This window comes from Haloferula luteola, from assembly GCF_014201715.1.
Classification (GTDB): Bacteria; Verrucomicrobiota; Verrucomicrobiia; order Verrucomicrobiales; family Akkermansiaceae; genus Haloferula; species Haloferula luteola.
The window spans coordinates 13,239-30,733 of the sequence record NZ_JACHFD010000002.1 but is presented as its reverse complement, the minus strand read 5'-3'; the positions used below and the strand labels follow the sequence as shown (position 1 = coordinate 30,733).

Below are 17,495 nucleotides of genomic sequence, written 5' to 3'. Positions count from 1 at the left end.
TCTTTGTATACAATAATCTCGACAGGAGGTGAGGGGGGCGGTTGGTATCGCCTACCCAAGATGAGAAAAGACCCATGGAAATTGAGGAAAATTGCGTCCGCGTCGCTCCTGTTGGTGGCAGGGATCGCGTATGCAGAGACGGGAACGATTCGCGTCGACTTTGGCCGGAATAATGGCGTGGACGGAGCGGTGACGGAAAGTCCCGATGGGAACGGTGCCTATTGGAACAATCTGGGTCTGGCAGAGTTTGATCAGCCGACCGGCTTGGCCGCGGTGAACTTGGTGGAGACGGATGGGACGCCGACGCCGTTGGCGGTGACTTGCAGTGCGGGAATCTGGCGATCGAATGGGATCCTCAATGGCGGTTTGCTCGCTCCCGAGGAAACATGGTTGGGGGACCTCGCGATTGCGTCGGCGACGCAAGACTACTTTTTCGTGGAAACCGGGAGCGGTGGAGGTGGAACGGGGAGTTTGACGATTTCGGGTTTGAAGCCGGATCGACGGTATCAGTTTCGCTTTTTTGGAACCCGCAATACGACGGATATCCGACGCTCTCTCTACACGGTGACGGCGGCGAGCGGGGTGCAATCCCAGGAGCTGCAAACTTCCGGTTCTGGGTCGGGAAGCGCGAGCTATCCGAATGGGAATGACGATACGATTTTACAGTTTGATGGGATTCAAGCCGACAGCAATGGTTCGGTGGAGGTGACTCTGACCGTGGCCGAAGGAGCCTACGCATATCTGGGTCTCATGGAGATCGTGGAAGGAGAAGAGGTGCCGGTGATCGACGGCGATGTGCCTGCGGACCTCGCGACCTGGGTGACCCAGGACGGATTGGATGATCCGGGTCAAGGCGCGGTCCTGTTCGTGGGCAGTTCCAGCATTCGTCGCTGGGAGTCGGTGACGCGGGATTTTGCCGACTATCGGGTGCTCCAGCGTGGCTGGGGTGGTTCGTGGCTCGCCGACATGGATACGACGATTCCTCATTTGGTGAAACCCTATCAGCCCTCGGCGATTGTGATGTGGGCAGGCACCAATGATTTGTCCGGAGGCCGGACGGGCGAGGAAGTGCATGAAGATTTTCGGACCTTCCTGATGTTGCTGCGGCGTGAATTGCCGGAAGTTCCATTTCTTTATTTGGGGGTGACGCGGACTCCGGCCAATGATGGGACGAAGGATGCTCGCTTGACCGCGAATGCGTTGATCGAGGCGACGGCGGAGACCGATCCCCACACCTATTTCGTCGATCTCCCCTCGATCTTCGAGGACTTAACCACCCAGGAATTGGACGATTTGTATGTGGATCCGATCCATTTGAATCGTGCCGGCTACGCGAAGTGGTTGGAGGTGGTTCGACCGGCTTTGGAGGCGGTGGTCGACCCGAATCAACCGATCTACGATGGAGAATCGTTGGAACGTGAATGGGTGGCAGGAGATCGGATGTTGTTCGATTTCGGACCGGACGATGTTCTGGAGCTGGATGGCCACGATACGGCGAGTCCTGATGTGCGTGGGCACTATTGGAACAACTGGTACACGCTGAACGGCGGAGTTGGTATCAATTCTGGTGAACATAAGCGCGGGATTGTGACCACGGATGGCAGTGCAACCGGAGTGCGCTGGGTGATCACGGGAGGCTATGCGGTCAATGGCCGGCGCAATGGAGGCCTATTCGGCGGCAATGGCCCAAGTGAGGCCTTGTTGGGGGATCTGGCGGTGGAGACGGCCACGGAGGATTACTTCTATTCCACGGCGGATGATCTCGACGATGGTGGCAGTGATGACGTGCCCGGTGGATTCATGTTCAGTGGATTGGATCCGGATTTTTCCTATGAGTTTCGGATTTTTGCCACGCGGGAAACCAGCGATGTGCGTTCCACCGAATATGCAATTTATGGCACAGAGCGGCAGGCGGCGACTTTGCAAACGAGTGGTCCCAGCATTGGGAGCAATGGAACCTATGCCGGCAACGATGACGAGGTTGTGGTCATCTCGGGTGTGCGACCGGATGCCTATGGCCAGGTGTTCATCGACATGCTGTCGGTGGCAGGGGGCTTCGCTTACATCGGAGCGATGGAGGTGGTGGTTTCGGCAGCGGATGCACCGCCGGGGCTGGTGACCTGGAGAGCAGCCCACTTCAGTGAGGCGGAGCTGGCCGATGCCGAGCTGGAAGCGAGTTTGTGGGGGAATGGGGCGGATCCTGATGGCGACGGTCGCAGCAATTTGTGGGAATATGCGACGGGCACCGATCCCCGAAGCCAGGAGGCCAATCCGGTGACGACCGAATGGGCCGATGGCACTTTCCGCGTGCGTTTCCCACGAAACGTTGAAGCAACGGATGTTGTGCTGGGCGTGGAGGGATCTACGGATCTGGTGGAATGGCAGACGATGACGGATGTGGTGGAAGCGAGCGAGCCGCCTCTGGAGTGGCGAGCAGTTGAGATTTCAACCGATGGGGAGTCGCGGCAATTTCTGCGGCTGACCGTCGAGGAGCAGCCGTAAGGTTTTTCTGGGGAATCAAGGAAGCCGGTCATTCTCACGAGTGGCCGGCTTTCGATGGATTTGGGGATGGGGATTGCGAGGTGGAGTTGTGCTTTTTCGGAATTCCCTGGCGGAGGAGAGGTGCGGAATCCGCATGGATGGGAAGAGTCGACGTTTTCATCGGCTCCGGCGGGTCACCCAGGCCCGGCGATTGAACCCCATCTCAAACCCTGATTGTGAAACCCATCCTCCGTCCTTCCCGCCTGTTGGCGGTGTCTTGTTTGTTGGTCGTCTCCTCCCCGCTCCGAGCGGAAGTGCTTTTTTCCGATGATTTGGATGATCCCAACGGCACTGAATTGCCCGGCAAGCTGCCGGACGTCGGTCTGGCGTGGTCCCAGAATGACGGATCCGTGCTGACCGTGCAGGATGGAGCGATCGATACGCGAGGGGCAGCCCGATTGATTTTCGCCGATTTCGCCGACACGTTTGACGGAGCGGAGCGGGTATTGAAGCTGACGGTGGATTTCACTTTCCTGAGTGACAATGACGGCTATGCGGGTGTATCGCTGTATGATGGCGATCAGGAGTTGATCTTTTTAGGAGAATTGGCCGGCCAGCACGATTCGATCGGCATGGAAGGGGCTCCGGTTCTGGAGCGAGCCGTGGCATCCATGCCTCTGACGCCTGGGATCGTGACCTTGACCTACGACTACGATACAGGTCGTACTCGACTGTATGCGGGAGACGACTTGACGGAGCCACCGGTGGCGGCAGCTCAGTACACTGCGGGTCTGGAGTTTGATCGAATTCGGATTGCGAATGGCAACAACGGGGACGTGGCAGTGGGCAGTCTGGTGGTGGAAACCTTGCCCAAGGGGCCGCCAAGTGTGGAGTTGTTCACGGCGGATCGCATCATTTCCCGTCAGGGAGAGGAGCCGGTGATCGATTGGGAGACCTCATTTGCTGATGAGATCACGATCACGCCCGGGGTGGAGACGGGGAATGCATCGTTCGGTTCGACGCCTGTGGCGCTGGCAGTGGGCGACACCGAATTGACCATCACGGCTGGGGACTCGGAGTCTGGGGTGACGGCGACCAGCACGCTGGTGCTAAGGTCGGTGGTGGGAGGGGAAATGAACTTCCGCTATGTGAGGTTCACGCCGGTGACGACACGGGATGCCGCGGCGGACTTTGTGCAGTTGTCCGAATTCGAGTTCTACGATGAACTGGGTTTTTTGGTGGTTCCAGTGGCCGTGACGAATCCCGGCGGGGTGAACCCGGTGCCGGAGGAAGGTCCGGAGAGTTTGCTGGACGGGGACCCCACAACCAAGTGGGTCGATGACGCGAAGGCTCCGGTGGTCTTTGATTTCGGATCGGTGGCACCCGGGGTGACGGAGTATGCGATGGGGACGGCGGGCAATCTGCCGGGCTGGGATCCGGTGCGCTATTATATGGAGGGGAGTGCGGACGGAGAGTCGTGGACTTTGATTGAGAACATGACGGCATTCGATCTTCCGGTGCCGACAAACCGCCAAAGTTATACGGACTTCATTCCTTTTCCGGGGGAGTCGGTGATTCCTCTGCCGGTGGCGTTCGAACTCGTCGATTGGTCGGTGGATCGCCTGTTGGAGGAAGTGACCCTTTCCTGGCAGGGTGGTGTGGGGCAGAGCTATCGGATCACGGCCTCAGAGGATCTCTTGGATTGGTCGGAAGTGCTGGAAAGCGGGATCCCCGGAGAGGTGGGGCTGACGACCAAGACGGTGCCGTTCGAAGGTTCGGAGCAGAGGTTTTTCCGAGTGGAGGAGGAATGATTTCGGGGTTGATCGACCGGGAACTCCCGTCCGTGGGTTGCGGACGGTCCCGGGAGCCCGAGGCAGCCGAGGTGTGCAAGCACTTCGGCTGTCCCATGGATGGGAAAGGGTTGGGGGTTAGGCGGAACGGCGGTGGATCATTCCCATTTCGCGATAGGAGAAGAACGGATCGCGGTGGTCGGTTGCGCGGCCGATGATGATGTGGTCGAGGAAACGGATGTTGAGGATTTCCGCGGCATCGTGGAGGCGATGAGTGAATTCGGTATCTGCAGCGCTTGGGCGGGGATCGCCGGAGGGATGATTGTGAATGAGAATGAATCCCCAGGCGTGATGGAGGAGGCAGGGGCGAAAGATATCGCGCGGGTGAGCGGCCGTTTCGGTGAGGGTGCCACTGGAGACTTCGACCGTGCCGAGGTGCTCGAGGCGGGTATTGACCATGGCGAGGAGGAGTTTTTCCTGGGGGAGGTGAGCCAGTTGGGGGGCGAAGGCCTCGTGGATGCGCTCTGGGGAATCGAGCGGCCGTTGATTCATGCGTTCTCGAGCGAGGCGGGCGCCAAGTTCAAAGGCGGCGGCGAGTTGGCTGGCTTTGGCGAGGCCGAGGCCGGGGCAGTTCTGGAGGCCGCTGAGGCCGGCGGCGCCGAGCCCATGGAGGGAGCCGAAGTGACGGAGGATATCACGGCCGACTTCGATGGCGCTTTTGCCTTTGATCCCGGTGCGAAGGAACAGGGCGATGAGCTCAGAATTGTCGAGGGCGGAAGGGCCGAGACGGGCAAGCTTTTCCCGGGGGCGCTCGTCGCTGGGCAGGTGGCGAATCAGATTCATGGCAGGGGAGGAGGCTTCTATCTGAAGCTCATCCCTCCCTGATTCTCAAGGATCATGTGTGCCCGTCGGTATTTTTGCGTCGGCCGCGATGGATAGGCGGCGGGAGCATTCCAAGAATCAGTCCTTGGAGGACTTGGGATCGAGTGCGTCGCGCAGCCCATCGCCGAGGAAATTCAGTGCGAACAGAGTGGTGGAGAAAAAGAGGGCGGGGAAGAAGAGCAAAAGCGGGTTGGACAGCATGCGGTTGGCTCCTTCTTCGATAAGGATGCCCCACGAGGAGTTCGGGGGTTTCACGCCGAGTCCGAGGAAAGAAAGGGTGGCTTCGAAAAGCATGACACCGGGGATGGTCAGCGTGGTATAGACGATGATGGGGCCCAGGGTGTTGGGGAGGATATGGCGGAAAAGGATGCGGAGATGCCCGAGCCCGAGCGAACGGGCCGCCTCGACGAACTCGAGTTTGGCGACGCTTTGAACTTGGGCGCGAACGATCCGTGAGACGTTGAGCCAGGACAGGGCGCCGATGGCAATGAACAGCGGAACCAGGGTGGTGAAAGGTTCGACGGCCGTGCGCACCTCATTGGCCTTGGCTGCGCTGCTGCCCGATGGCGTGAAGAGACGCACGGTGAATTCAGTGACGTGGCCCGTGATGGGCTCCAAGACCGCACCGAGCAGGATCACGATGACGAGGAAAGGCAAGGCGTAGAGGGTGTCGACCGTCCGCATCATGAAGGCATCGGTGCGGCCTCCCACGTAGCCTGAAATCGCCCCCCAAGTGATACCGATGGTGACGGAGACCATTGTGGTGATGAGGCCGACCATGATGGACACGCGTCCGCCGAATAAGATCCGGCTGAAAAGGTCGCGACCGAGGTGGTCGGTGCCAAACCAGTGAGCCGCACTGGGTGGGAGGTTTTTGTTTTCGAGGCTCTGCATGCCTGGGTCCTGAAGGAACTTCGGGATGGCGGGCAGGATGATGCAGGCAAGGAGAATGACGGCGAGGACGCCGACGCTGACCATGGCAGCACGGTTTTTGGACAAACGTCGCCAAGCGTCCTGCCATAGGGAGGCGCCTTTTTCGATGCGGGAAGCGGGAGAAGATGCAGCGGTGCTCATCGGGTGCGGAGGCGCGGGTTGAGCCACACGGAGACAAGGTCGGTGAGGAAGTTCGCGAGGATGATCAAGGTGCCGAAAAGCATGACGGAAGCGAGGATGACAGGTTCATCGCCAGTCTCGATGGCCTTGATGAAGTGCTGACCGAGGCCTGGAATTTGGAAGATGCTTTCGATGACGACCGATCCGGAAATCAAACCGGCAAAGGCGGGGCCAACGTAGGCGACGGCAGGGATGAGGCCGCCCCGCAGGCAGTGGCGGAGAAGGATGGTGGTGCCGGGAACTCCCTTGGCCTTGGCGGTGCGCACGAAGTCTTGGGAAAGGGTGTCGAGCATGCCGGCGCGGGTGAGGCGCGAGAGGTAGGCGGCGGTGGCGAGACCCAGGGTGATGGCAGGAAGAATCCACGAGCGGGGGTCGGCAGGCTCCCAGCCGATGGCGGGGAGCAGTTGAAGACCCCTGCCGAAGATTTCGGCAAGAATCGGGCCGATGACGAAGGCAGGAAGGCAGATGCCAATCATGGCCAGGCCCATGGCGCCGAAGTCGATCATGGAGTTCTTCTTGGCGGCGGCGAGTGTGCCCAGAGGAATGCCGACGCCGAGGGAAACCACCATGGCTGCGAGACCGAGCTGAAGGGATGTCGGGAAAGCCTGGGCGATGATGGCCGATACCGGTTGGCCTTCAAGCCGCAAGCTGAGCCCGGTGTCGCCATGCAGGTAGTTGCCGAGGCGCTTGAAATATTGAACGGAAGTCGGCTGATCGAGCCCGTAGTAGGCTTCGACCTTGGCGCGGATGTGGTCCGGGATCGCTTTCTCCTGCTGGAACGGGCCGTATGGCAGTTTTTTGACGAGGAAGAAGGTGACCGTGAACAGGACGAAGAGCACGAGCACGCCCTGGAGCAGTCGCTGAAGAATGGCGCGGAGCATGTCAGGGATCGAGGCGGAGGGTTTTGAACGGGTGGTTGTCGAGGAGCAGCGGATGCCAGCCTTTCACCTCCGGGCGGAGGAGGTAGTTGCGGGAGTAGTAGGCGACGGGCAGGATGGGTTGTTCGGCCATGACGACGGACTCGGCTTTGCGCAGGATTTCAAGGCGCTGGGCGGCGTCGGACTCGTGGGCCGCTTGGTCGAGGAGGTTTTCGAATTCGGGATTGCTCCACCCGGTGTTGTTGTTGCCGTTGCCTTGGGTCCACAGGTTGAGGAAGGTGGTGGGATCGAGGTAGTCGCCAATCCATCCTGCAGAAGCGATGTCGAAGTCGAGTGACTGTTGGGCGGAGATGTAGGAGCCCCAGTCTTTGTTTTGGATGTCGACGATGATGTTGAGGTGCTCGCGCCACATGGCCTGAAGGGCTTCGGTGCTGGCACGGGCAGCCGGGCGGCTGATCAGAACGGAAAACCGAGGGAAGCCTTTGCCATCGGGATAGCCCGCTTCGGCGAGGAGCCGACGGGCTTCTTCCGGGTCGAAGCGAAGCACGGGATCCGGCTCATACTGGCCCATTTTTGGGGTCAGTGAGGTGGCGGGGAAGTAGCCTTCAAGGACGTATTCGGTGAGTGCGGCGCGGTCGATGGCGAGACCGAGGGCCCTGCGAACACGGGGGTCGTCGAGGCCCTTACGAGTGGTGTTGAGGCGCACAAAGACGGTGCCGACGTAGGGTTCCTGGCGGAGATATTTGGGGGATTTCTTACGCACCGAGTCGATCAGGTCGGGCGGCAGGGTGTAGGAGCTATGGAGCTGGCCGGAGAAAAACGCCCGAGCCTCGGTGTAGGGGTTTTCGATCGGCAGGAAGCGAATGCCATTGAGGGCGACTTGGTCCGCCCCCCAGTAGTGAGGGTTTTTTTCGACTTCGATGGAGTCATGAAACTTCCAGGATTTCAGTCGAAATGGGCCATTGCCGACCATGTTGGGGGGCTCGCTCCAGTCGGTGAAGCGGTCGGTCATCTTTCCGTGCTGGAGGATGACGTGGCGAGGAACGGCGAACCAAGTGTAGTGGCGGGTGAGGGAAGGGAGGAAAGGAACTGGCTCCCGGAGTTTGAAGCGCAGGGTGAGGTCATCGTCCGCCCACACGCCGACCTTGGAAAAGTCGGAGATTTCGCCTTTGTTGAAGGCTTCCGCGTTTTCGATGAAATAGAGCATTTCCACATACGGAGCGATCAGGTCCGGGTGGAGCATGCGATGAAAGGAGAAGACGTAGTCGGAAGCGGTCAACGGGACTCCATCGGACCATCGTCCCTCGGGACGCAGGTGGAAGGTCCACTCGGTGAGGTCGTCATTGTGCTCCCAGGAGGCCGCGGCGCCAGGGGGCAGGCCGTCGTCATTTTCGGGATCATCGGCGACCAAGCCTTCCATCAGGGAGTTGATGATCTTACTTTCGATGACCCCGGTGACGAGTTGGGGGTCCAGGGACTTGGGCTCACCGGAATTGCCGAGAATCAGGATGCCTTCCCGATTGGCGCGCTCGACCTGAGTCTCACGCGAACAGGAGACAAGGGCGAGGGCGGCGGCGGCCAGAAAGAGAAAACGGCGTGGCATGACTCGGGCGTGACTTAGCGGGCGGGAATGCCGCTTGGCAGGGAAAAAGTTGGAAAATCGGACCCATGGGGGAGCGACTGGGCATGCGCCGACCGGAAAATCAGGCCGTGGCTCGCACCTTTGAGCGATTTTTGCCAAAGGGAGCTGGGGCGATTTTTGGAAAGAGGTCGGAGTGATGGGTGGAGGCGAAAAGTCAGAGCGAACAATGGGCTTGGGGGGCTAGAGAATGGTTGGGCGATTCTGTTGCAGATTCCGAGCCGATTGGTGGCCGATCTGATGGATTTCCTTGCGACAGCGATGGAGGGCAGGTGAGGGGCAAGGGGGGGCGGGGAAGTCGGGGCGTTAGGGGCCCCGAAAGGGCGGAAACTTCGGAATCTACTGAAAGATGGGTCGAATTTTCGCAAAGGGCTTTCGGAATCCGGGTATCCCTTGCTTGCATGGCCGCGGAGCAGAGCTAGAACGGCATGGCGGCTGCTAGTCCGGCCGCCTTTTCTTTAGAGTTTCCCTGCCCTTAGAAGCCCCTCTTGAAAGCCTATTTCCTTCGTCGCCTGCTGTTGATACCGGTCACTTTGATTGGGATCACCCTGCTTGTCTTCGCGATCGTGCGACTGACCCCTGGCGGACCGGTGGAACAGGCGCTTTCCCGGTTGATGGGAGATGGCGCCAAACGGAGCCGAGCGGAAGCGGGTTTCTCACTGACCGCCGCTCAGGTGCTGGAGATCGAGGAGGAATTCGATCGCGATAAGGGCATTTTGCGGGCCTATCTGGAGTGGTTGGGCGCGTTGCCCAAGGATACCGACAAGCTTGGGAAGGAGTTTCCTGAGGGAAAGAGCGAGGTGAAGATTGCGCTGCCGGGAACGATCGACGAGGTGACGATTGTCCGATCCGGAGAGACGGCCGCGATCCGGGCCCCCGAGGGAGTTTCTACGGAGGGATGGGAAGCTCGGGTGGTTTCCCCCGATGAGCAGTTGCAGCGTTGGCAGCGCTGGGTGGATGGGTCCATGCCGCTCACGAAGATGCCCGAATACCGGGCGGTGCTGTTCCGGCCGAAGTATGCCGGGCTGCTGCAGGGGAGCTTGGGTTTCTCAAGGAAATACCAGGACCCCGTGTGGACGATGATCCTTGAGCGGATGCCGGTTTCGCTGACTTTCGGAGGGATTTCGCTGGTGTTGATCTATGCGATTTGCCTGCCGCTGGGCGTGGTGAAGGCCATCAAACACCGCTCTTGGCTCGATAGCTTGAGCTCGCTCGTGGTGTTCGGTGGCTACGCGATTCCCGGCTATGCGCTCGGAGCCTTGCTAGTGGTTTATCTGGCGGCGAAATGGCGCTGGTTCGCCTTGGGCGGATTCATTGGCGATGACTTCGCGACGCTTTCTTTGGCAGGAAAGCTCAAGGATCTCGCTTACCACATGACGCTGCCGATGCTGTGCTATGTGGTGAGTTCCTTTGCGATGATGACGATGCTGATGAAAAACAACCTGATGGACAACCTCGCCGCGGATTATGTGCGGACGGCCATTGCGAAGGGCACGGGGTTCCGCACGGCGGTATTTCGGCATGCTTTCCGGAATTCGATCATTCCGATCGCAACCACTTTTGGGGCGAATCTCTCGATCTTTGTCGCGGGCAGCGTGTTGATTGAGAAGGTTTTCGACATCAATGGATTTGGATTGCTGAGTTTCAGTTCCATTCTGGAATTTGATGAGCCGGTGATCATGGGCGTGTTGTTTGTTTCCGCTCTGCTGATGCTGGTGGGAAATGTGATCTCGGACCTTTGTGTTGCGCTGGTCGATCCGAGGGTGAGCTACAAGTGAAATGAATTTCCCGAGGAAGACCGGATTCTTGTTGATCCTATGCGCCGCATTGGCGTCGTACGGGCACTATCGTGGTTGGGAGATTCCCACCCTGCGTTGGTTTTACTCCTTTGCGGCTCCGCCTGGTTCTTTCGAGCCGGAGAGTTGGCGCGCGCATCAGGCGACGGTGGTGGGCATCGCCTTCTCGGCGTTGCTTGCTTTGGTAGGCGGGGTGTTTTTGTGGAAGAGCCGGGGATTTCATTGGAATCCACTGACTTTGCGAAAAATGGAACGCTTCCGGTCGATCGGGCGGGGTTACGGTTCCTACATCCTCCTACTGTTGTTGGTGCTGGTGGCGATGGCCGACCAGGCCCTGGTGGGACGCCGTGCGCTCGCCGTGAAGTACGAGGGTTCCTGGTATTTTCCGGCCTTTGTTTCCAAGCCCTACGATGCCACCACCTTTGGGCAGGAAGGCAGGGGGGAGGCCAATTACCGCGAGCTCAAGAAGCAATCGGAAGGGACGGCCACTCAGGTGTGGATGCCGCCAGTGCCATGGGATCCTACCTTTGATTCGGACGAATGGATGGAACGCTCACTCGAAGTGCGGAATGGGCAGCTTTATGAGGAGGGGGAATCGCAACCTTACAACGGATTCGCCTACGCATATCATCCGGATCAAGGCGAGCATCTGTTGCGCTCGGCCCGGATTCGCCAAGGTCGACCTGAGGGGCCCGCGGAAGTCTACGGGCCCGACGGTGCGCCGGTGGGCCGCGAGGTGTGGCAGAATGGTGCTATGGTGAACTCAAGCGTTCCTGCGCGAGTGGATGCCCCGTCGGGCGGGAAATGGGTGCGGCGGATCTACATGCCACTGCCCCCCAGTCTCGAGAGGGGGCACTTGCTGGGGACCGATTCGAAGGGTTGGGACATTCTCGCCCAACTCTTTGGTGGGATGCAGGTGGTCTTCAAGGCCTCGGTGTTTTACCTGTTGCTGACCTATGTGATCGGCACGGTTTTGGGATCGATGATGGGTTACTTCGGAGGCTTTTTCGATCTGTTCATGCAGCGGATCATCGAGATCCTGAGCAATGTGCCCTTTCTCTTGGTGGTGTTGATCATCACTGCGCAGATTGGTCGCGATAACATCAGCTTGGCGACGATCATCGTGGTGCTCGGCATCTTTTCGTGGATCAGCGTGGCCATCTATCTGCGGACTTCGACCTTCAAGGAAAAGGCCCGTGACTATGTGAGTGCCGCCAGGGTTCTGGGGGCGGGAACGTCACGGGTGATTTTCCGGCACATTCTGCCGAACACCATTTCCACCATCGTCACACTGGTGCCGTTCAGTGTGTCTTCTGTGGTGGCCTCCCTCACCGCGCTGGATTTCCTGGGATTTGGCGTTCCGGACTCCTACCCCAGTTGGGGCCGGGTGCTCAATGATGGCGTCGAGAACCTCGGCGCGCCGTGGATCGTTTCTTCAGTGTTCGTGATCATGGTGTTGCTGTTGCTGCTGATCACTTTTGTCGGCGAAGCGATTCGTGAGGCTTTCGACCCGAAAAAATTCACCACCTACCAATGATCCGGAAGTTCGTTTCCATCTCCCTGTTGGCCGTGGTGCCGTGGCTGACCCAATGTCGGGAAGCCCGCGAATTTCCGGCCTACGACAACACCGCCGAGCGAGAAGCGTTTTATCAGCGCTACAACCGGGATGTGCGCGAGAAGCTCGACCAGCGGAAGCAGGAGCTTGAGCAGGCGATCGCGGCGGATCCCAGTGACGCGGATTCGCAGCGTGATCTCGGAGATTTGGAGCGGCGATTGCAGCGTCCTGACTACTTTGAGGAGTTGTCCGAGGCGGACCTCCCTGAGGGCTTGCAGTGGGAGGATGGCATGGACCAACCGGAGCTGGGCTCCGAACAGGCGAAGAAGGGCGGCACCCTTCACACTTACATTCAAGGCAACGCGTTTCCTCCAACGATCCGAGTGGTGGGCAAGGAGGCGAACAATTCGTTCCGGGCTTTCCATTGGGATGATGTGGAGATGGCTCTGGTGACGCTTCACCCCAACACGGGGGAAATCATTCCGGGCCTAGCGGATCGATGGGCGGTGGCCGAAGATGGTCAGACCGTCTACTACCACATCGATGACGACGCCCGTTGGTCGGATGGAAAGGAAGTCACCTCGGCGGACTTCTTGATGACTTACTATGTGGCCCTTTCTCCGTATCTCACGGAGCCCTACTACCGGATTTATTACGGCGACCAATTCTGGGGCATCGCGACCTACGGAAAAGACTACGTCTGCATCCGCAATGCGTTTCCCAAACCGATGGCGGCGTATTTCGCAGCGGCCACCCCGTATCAGGAGGAGTTCTACCGTCAGTTCGGCCCCGACTTTGAGGAGCGCTACAATTGGCGCCCGCGCCCAACGACGGGAGCCTATCAGATTCGAAAGGAGGACATCCTCAAGGGTCGCTCGATTTCGCTGAGCCGAGTGCAGGATTGGTGGGCGAAAGACCGCAAATACTACAAAAATCGATTCAACGTCGATCGCATCGAATATCGTTTGGTGCGCGATGAGGAGAAGATTTTCCAAATGTTCCTCCGCGGGGATATCGATATCTATTGGTTGAACGATGCCAAGCGCTGGTATGAGCAGACCGAGGTGGATCCGGTTTTCAAGGGATACATTGAGCGGGTGACGTTTTACAACGACTATCCCCGGCCGTCTCGGGGGTTGTATTTCAATCTCGCCCGCCCGCCTCTTGACAATCTCGATGTTCGTATGGGTTTGAGCCACGCGACGAACTGGGACAAGGTGATCAACCTTGATCTGCGGGGAGACGCGGAACGATTGAATTTGTTGAATGAAGGTTTCGGCGAGATTTCACCGAAAGATGTCAAAGCCCGGGAATTCTCGGTGGCGAAGGCTTTGGATGCGTTTGCACGAGCCGGTTATTCCAAGCGGGGGAAGGATGGGATTCTTCGCAATGATCGAGGGGAGAGATTGTCGTTTCCCATCACCTACGTGAAGCATCCAGCGATTGATCCCATGATGCTGCGGCTCAAAGAGGAGGCCAAGAAGGCCGGGGTCGAATTCAAGCTAGAGGGTCTGGATGCGACGGCGGCCTTCCAAAAGACGTCACGCAAGGAGCATGAAATCGCTTTTGCGGGATGGGCGATCACGCCGCCGTTTCCAGATTATTTCCAGCAGTTCCATTCGAAGGAAGCCTTCCTTGAGGATGGCAAGACGCCGCGTCCGATGACCAACAACCTCTCAAGTTTTGCCGACAAGGAGGTCGATAAGATCCTCGAGGAGAATCGCAACGCCCGCAGCTTGGAGACCGTGATTCGGACCAGCCATGAACTGGAGCGCATTTTCCATGACCGCGCGGTCTGGGTGCCTGCCTATCAGAGGCCCTTTTACCGTGTGGGATACTGGCGTTGGCTCCGCTGGCCGGAAGACTTCAATGTGAAGATCGCCAACGAACCAGAAGTCTCTCACGTGTTTTGGATCGATTCGGAGATCAAGCAGGAGACTTTGGAGGCGATGCGCTCGGGGAGGTCGTTTGGCGAGGTGAATCGCGTCTACGATCAGTACCGGATTTTCCAACAACCGGAAGCCATCGAGCCCGAGGTGGAACCCGTGGCACCGGAGCCCGCGGTAGCTCCAGAGAACTCGGACGACGACATGCAGGAAGAAGGAGGTGGCGATGAGTGATGCGGTGCTGGAAGTGGACGGTTTGATCACGGCATTTGATACGGATCGTGGGTTGATCCGTGCCGTGGATCAGGTCGGGTTTTCGGTTGGAAAAGGCCGCACTCTCGGCATCGTAGGAGAGTCGGGATGTGGGAAGAGCGTGACGGCGATGTCGATCGTTCGACTCCTGCCTCAACCTGCAGGTCGTATTCTTGGTGGCCGCGTTATGTTTCAGGGGCGGGATTTGACGCAGGTGAGTGCAAAGGATTTGCGGAAGGTGCGTGGCGGTGAGATTGGAGTCATTTTCCAGGAGCCGATGACCGCCCTCAATCCGGTGCATCGCATTGGTCGCCAATTGATGGAGGGGATTTTGCTCCATCGAAAAATCAGTCGTCGCAAGGCATGGGAAGAGGCCGTGGAAATGCTCCGTTTGGTGCGCATACCGGCCCCGGAGATGCGAATGGGCGACTATCCGCACCAGCTCTCTGGTGGGATGCGGCAGCGGGTGGTGATTGCCATGGCTTTGGCTTGCCGGCCCGATTTGGTGATTGCGGATGAGCCCACGACGGCGCTGGACGTGACGGTGCAGGCGCAGATTTTGGATCTGATCAAGCGTCTCCAACAGGAGATGGGGATGGCACTGATCCTTATCACTCACGACCTTGGAGTGATTGCCGAAAGTTGTGACGACGTGGTGGTGATGTATGCCGGTCGGGTGGTCGAACGGGCCCCCGTGCAGGAACTCTTCGCGAATCCACTGCACGCTTACACGCGGGGTTTGCTGGCTTCGATTCCTCGGCTGGAGACGGAACCCAAAACGGTGCTTCCGACCATTCCTGGAATGGTCGCGGCGCTTTCGGATTTCGTTCCAGGATGCCGATTCTGCCAGCGCATGGGGCGACGGGGGCCCACGTTGCGGGAGCGTCCACCTTTCTTGGAAGTCAGCCCTGGCCACTGGGTGGAAGCCTGCCCTGAATGCTATCAAGCCGAGGAGGTGAAGGCATGAGTGATTTGATGAGAGTTGAGGACCTTAAGGTCCACTTTCCCGTCCGTGGAGGGCTTATGATGCGCCGTCAGGCGGTGGTGAAAGCGGTGGATGGCGTATCGCTCCGCATTGCGCCCGGTGAGACTCTTGGCCTGGTGGGAGAGTCCGGTTGCGGCAAGTCGACGATTGCGAAAGCTTTGGTTCGATTGGTGGATCCGACCGCCGGGAAGATTGTTTTTGAAGGGGAGGATATCACCCGGGCGAAGACTGGGCGGATGAGGCCGATCCGGCGCGATCTGCAGATGGTCTTTCAAGACCCGGTGGAATCGCTCAATGCCCGCCACAGTGTGCGCGAAATCCTGGAGGAGCCTTTTGTGATCCATGGTGGATTTTCGCCAGCAGATCGTCGCAAGAAAGTCGCGGAGCTTCTGGACCGTGTTGGACTTCCGGCGGCGAGCGCCGACCGTTATCCCTTTGAGTTTTCGGGGGGGCAGCGCCAACGCATTGGGATTGCCCGGGCGATCGCCCTCGAGCCCAAATTGATCATTTGCGATGAGCCGGTATCCGCCTTGGATGTTTCGGTGCAATCCCAGGTTCTCAATCTGCTGCTCGAGTTGCAGCGCGAATTGGGGTTGTCCTATCTTTTCATCGCTCACGATCTTGCGGTGGTGAAACATATCTCTGATCGGGTGGCGGTGATGTACCTTGGCAAGATGGTCGAGATGGCCAGTTCGGAGGCGATCTATCGCGATCCGAAGCACGCCTATACCAAGGCGTTGCTGTCTGCGATCCCGCATCCGGATCCTACGCGGGAGGTGCGCCGCATGCTGCTGGAAGGGGACGTTCCATCTCCGATCAACCCGCCGGAAGGAAGTGCTTTCGGGCATCGGTTGGGCCATCCTGACTACGAATCCACTGTGGGGCTCGACATGCCGTTGGTGGAGATTGATCCAGGACATTGGGCCGCTGCCGATCCCTGTTGTCTGGAGAAAGCGGATTGGGAGAAAGCGCGGAGCCAGCTTTAGGGCATAGGATTTCCGTCCTCGGTGGGTGGCCTCTCGAAGGATTTGGGCATTCACGGGTTTGCATTGCTCGGTGGCAGGGGACGGCTACGGTCTGGCCATGGCCATTGCCGATTCCGCCAACGCTTTTGTGTGCGACCTCCATGCTTACGAGCCGGGTAAGCCAATTGATGAAACGGCTCGTGAACTGGGGCTCGATCCCGCTTCGATCATCAAGATGGCGTCCAATGAAAACCCACTGGGACCCTCACCGAAAGCGAAGGCTGCCATGCTGGCCGCGATCGACGGGATCCACATTTATCCGGATGGTGGCGGTTATCGACTGCGCGATGCGATTGCGCGAAAGCTGGACCTCGACATCGACAACGTGGTTCTCGGTAACGGCTCGAACGAGATCATTGAGTTGCTGTGCCATTCGTTTCTCAATCCGCAGGCGGAGCTGATTGCTGCTGAGCACGCTTTTGTGGTCTACAAACTGATGGCGACGTTGTTTGGGGCGAAGTATGTGGAAGTCCCGGACCCAGGATTTGTTCACGACCTGGAAGCGATGGTCGCTGCCATCACACCAGCGACCCGATTGGTATTCATCGCGAATCCCAATAATCCGACTGGAACCTTGGTGGATGAAGCCGCGATCGATCGCTTCATGGATCAGGTGCCGGAGCACGTCGTCGTGTGCTTCGACGAGGCGTATTTTGAGTTTGTGGAAAGCCCCCCGAACACTCTGAAGTACGTTCGGGAGGGGAGGAATGTGTGTGTTTTGCGGACCTGTTCGAAGATCCACGGGCTTGCCGGTCTGCGGATCGGTTACGGTCTGGCATCCAAGGGCGTGGCGCAGATTCTTCAGAAGGCCCGCCAGCCGTTCAATGCGAGCGCGATGGCTCAGGCAGCAGCCCTGGCAGCGTTGGAGGACGAGGAGCACATGCTGAAAACCCGGCGTCTGAACGACGAAGGGCTTAAGTTTTGGCAGGGTGCCTTTGAGGAGCGGGGGCTAAACTATGTTCCTAGCCAAGCGAATTTCGTGTTGGTGGAAGTGGGGGATGGGGATGCGCTGTTTCGCGAGATGCTCAAACGCGGGGTCATCATCCGTGCGATGCGGAGCTACAAGCTTCCTGGCTGGGTGAGGATTTCGACCGGAACGAGCGAGCAGAATCGCCGGGGTTTGAAGGTCTTCGACGAGGCACTCGCGGATATGCGTGAATCAGCGAAGATGCCCGCTTGAGCTTACCGAGGGTTTGTCCCAGATTGAGGCCCG

General features: G+C 58.8%; 12 protein-coding genes. 8 read left to right on the top strand and 4 right to left on the bottom strand.

What is annotated here, in order from left to right:
• The first annotated feature begins 60 nt into the window (after nucleotides 1–60).
• Together HNR46_RS02070 and HNR46_RS02065 are read left to right on the top strand one after the other, a co-directional pair.
• Complete coding sequence (locus tag HNR46_RS02070) at nucleotides 61–2,502, top strand: GDSL-type esterase/lipase family protein (protein WP_184015343.1); 2,442 nt, start codon at nucleotides 61–63, stop codon at nucleotides 2,500–2,502.
• Between the two features lie 215 nt (nucleotides 2,503–2,717).
• A complete protein-coding gene (locus tag HNR46_RS02065) occupies nucleotides 2,718–4,292 on the top strand; it encodes a discoidin/SUN/FTP domain-containing protein (RefSeq protein WP_184015341.1) in 1,575 nt (524 codons plus the stop codon).
• Between the two features lie 117 nt (nucleotides 4,293–4,409).
• Here HNR46_RS02065 and radC read toward each other — a convergent pair whose 3' ends face one another.
• The 4 genes from radC to HNR46_RS02045 form a co-directional block, all read right to left on the bottom strand.
• Nucleotides 4,410–5,114: a RadC family protein gene (radC, locus tag HNR46_RS02060; protein WP_184015339.1), complete on the bottom strand. Its 705-nt coding sequence runs from the start codon at nucleotides 5,112–5,114 to the stop codon at nucleotides 4,410–4,412.
• A 117-nt stretch (nucleotides 5,115–5,231) separates the two neighbouring features.
• The gene (locus HNR46_RS02055; protein WP_184015338.1) at nucleotides 5,232–6,227 is read right to left on the bottom strand and encodes an ABC transporter permease; all 996 of its coding nucleotides are present in this window, start codon (nucleotides 6,225–6,227) and stop codon (nucleotides 5,232–5,234) included.
• A complete protein-coding gene (locus HNR46_RS02050; RefSeq protein WP_184015336.1) occupies nucleotides 6,224–7,147 on the bottom strand; it encodes an ABC transporter permease in 924 nt (307 codons plus the stop codon). The genes HNR46_RS02055 and HNR46_RS02050 overlap by 4 nt, the downstream gene beginning before the upstream one ends.
• 1 nt (nucleotide 7,148) lies before the next feature.
• The gene (locus HNR46_RS02045) at nucleotides 7,149–8,747 is read right to left on the bottom strand and encodes a peptide ABC transporter substrate-binding protein (protein WP_184015334.1); all 1,599 of its coding nucleotides are present in this window, start codon (nucleotides 8,745–8,747) and stop codon (nucleotides 7,149–7,151) included.
• Between the two features lie 524 nt (nucleotides 8,748–9,271).
• Here HNR46_RS02045 and HNR46_RS02040 point away from each other — a divergent pair.
• Genes HNR46_RS02040 through hisC form a run of 6 tightly spaced genes read left to right on the top strand, consistent with a single transcriptional unit; the run spans nucleotide 9,272 to nucleotide 17,462 of the window.
• Nucleotides 9,272–10,561, top strand: coding sequence for an ABC transporter permease subunit (locus HNR46_RS02040; protein WP_184015332.1), 1,290 nt, complete (start codon nucleotides 9,272–9,274; stop codon nucleotides 10,559–10,561).
• Between the two features lies 1 nt (nucleotide 10,562).
• Nucleotides 10,563–12,116: an ABC transporter permease subunit gene (locus HNR46_RS02035; RefSeq protein ID WP_184015330.1), complete on the top strand. Its 1,554-nt coding sequence runs from the start codon at nucleotides 10,563–10,565 to the stop codon at nucleotides 12,114–12,116.
• The gene (locus HNR46_RS02030) at nucleotides 12,113–14,254 is read left to right on the top strand and encodes an extracellular solute-binding protein (protein ID WP_184015328.1); all 2,142 of its coding nucleotides are present in this window, start codon (nucleotides 12,113–12,115) and stop codon (nucleotides 14,252–14,254) included. Before HNR46_RS02035 ends, HNR46_RS02030 begins: the two co-directional genes overlap by 4 nt.
• On the top strand, nucleotides 14,247–15,239 hold the full coding sequence (locus HNR46_RS02025; RefSeq protein ID WP_184015326.1) for an ABC transporter ATP-binding protein: 993 nt from the start codon (nucleotides 14,247–14,249) through the stop codon (nucleotides 15,237–15,239). The genes HNR46_RS02030 and HNR46_RS02025 overlap by 8 nt, the downstream gene beginning before the upstream one ends.
• Nucleotides 15,236–16,243, top strand: coding sequence for an oligopeptide/dipeptide ABC transporter ATP-binding protein (locus HNR46_RS02020; protein WP_184015324.1), 1,008 nt, complete (start codon nucleotides 15,236–15,238; stop codon nucleotides 16,241–16,243). Before HNR46_RS02025 ends, HNR46_RS02020 begins: the two co-directional genes overlap by 4 nt.
• Nucleotides 16,244–16,268: 25 nt before the next feature.
• The gene (gene hisC / locus HNR46_RS02015; protein WP_425491671.1) at nucleotides 16,269–17,462 is read left to right on the top strand and encodes a histidinol-phosphate transaminase; all 1,194 of its coding nucleotides are present in this window, start codon (nucleotides 16,269–16,271) and stop codon (nucleotides 17,460–17,462) included.
• Nucleotides 17,463–17,495 lie beyond the last annotated feature (33 nt).

Bases quoted from the DNA above. Each gene is read 5' to 3' on its own strand.
- HNR46_RS02030 (WP_184015328.1), top strand. From the start codon at position 12,113: ATGATCCGGAAGTTCGTTTCCATCTCCCTGTTGGCCGTGGTGCCGTGG.
- HNR46_RS02070 (WP_184015343.1), top strand. From the start codon at position 61: ATGAGAAAAGACCCATGGAAATTGAGGAAAATTGCGTCCGCGTCGCTC.
- HNR46_RS02025 (WP_184015326.1), top strand. From the start codon at position 14,247: ATGAGTGATGCGGTGCTGGAAGTGGACGGTTTGATCACGGCATTTGAT.
- HNR46_RS02035 (WP_184015330.1), top strand. From the start codon at position 10,563: ATGAATTTCCCGAGGAAGACCGGATTCTTGTTGATCCTATGCGCCGCA.
- HNR46_RS02050 (WP_184015336.1), bottom strand. From the start codon at position 7,147: ATGCTCCGCGCCATTCTTCAGCGACTGCTCCAGGGCGTGCTCGTGCTC.
- HNR46_RS02020 (WP_184015324.1), top strand. From the start codon at position 15,236: ATGAGTGATTTGATGAGAGTTGAGGACCTTAAGGTCCACTTTCCCGTC.
- HNR46_RS02055 (WP_184015338.1), bottom strand. From the start codon at position 6,227: ATGAGCACCGCTGCATCTTCTCCCGCTTCCCGCATCGAAAAAGGCGCC.
- HNR46_RS02045 (WP_184015334.1), bottom strand. From the start codon at position 8,747: ATGCCACGCCGTTTTCTCTTTCTGGCCGCCGCCGCCCTCGCCCTTGTC.
- radC (WP_184015339.1), bottom strand. From the start codon at position 5,114: ATGAATCTGATTCGCCACCTGCCCAGCGACGAGCGCCCCCGGGAAAAG.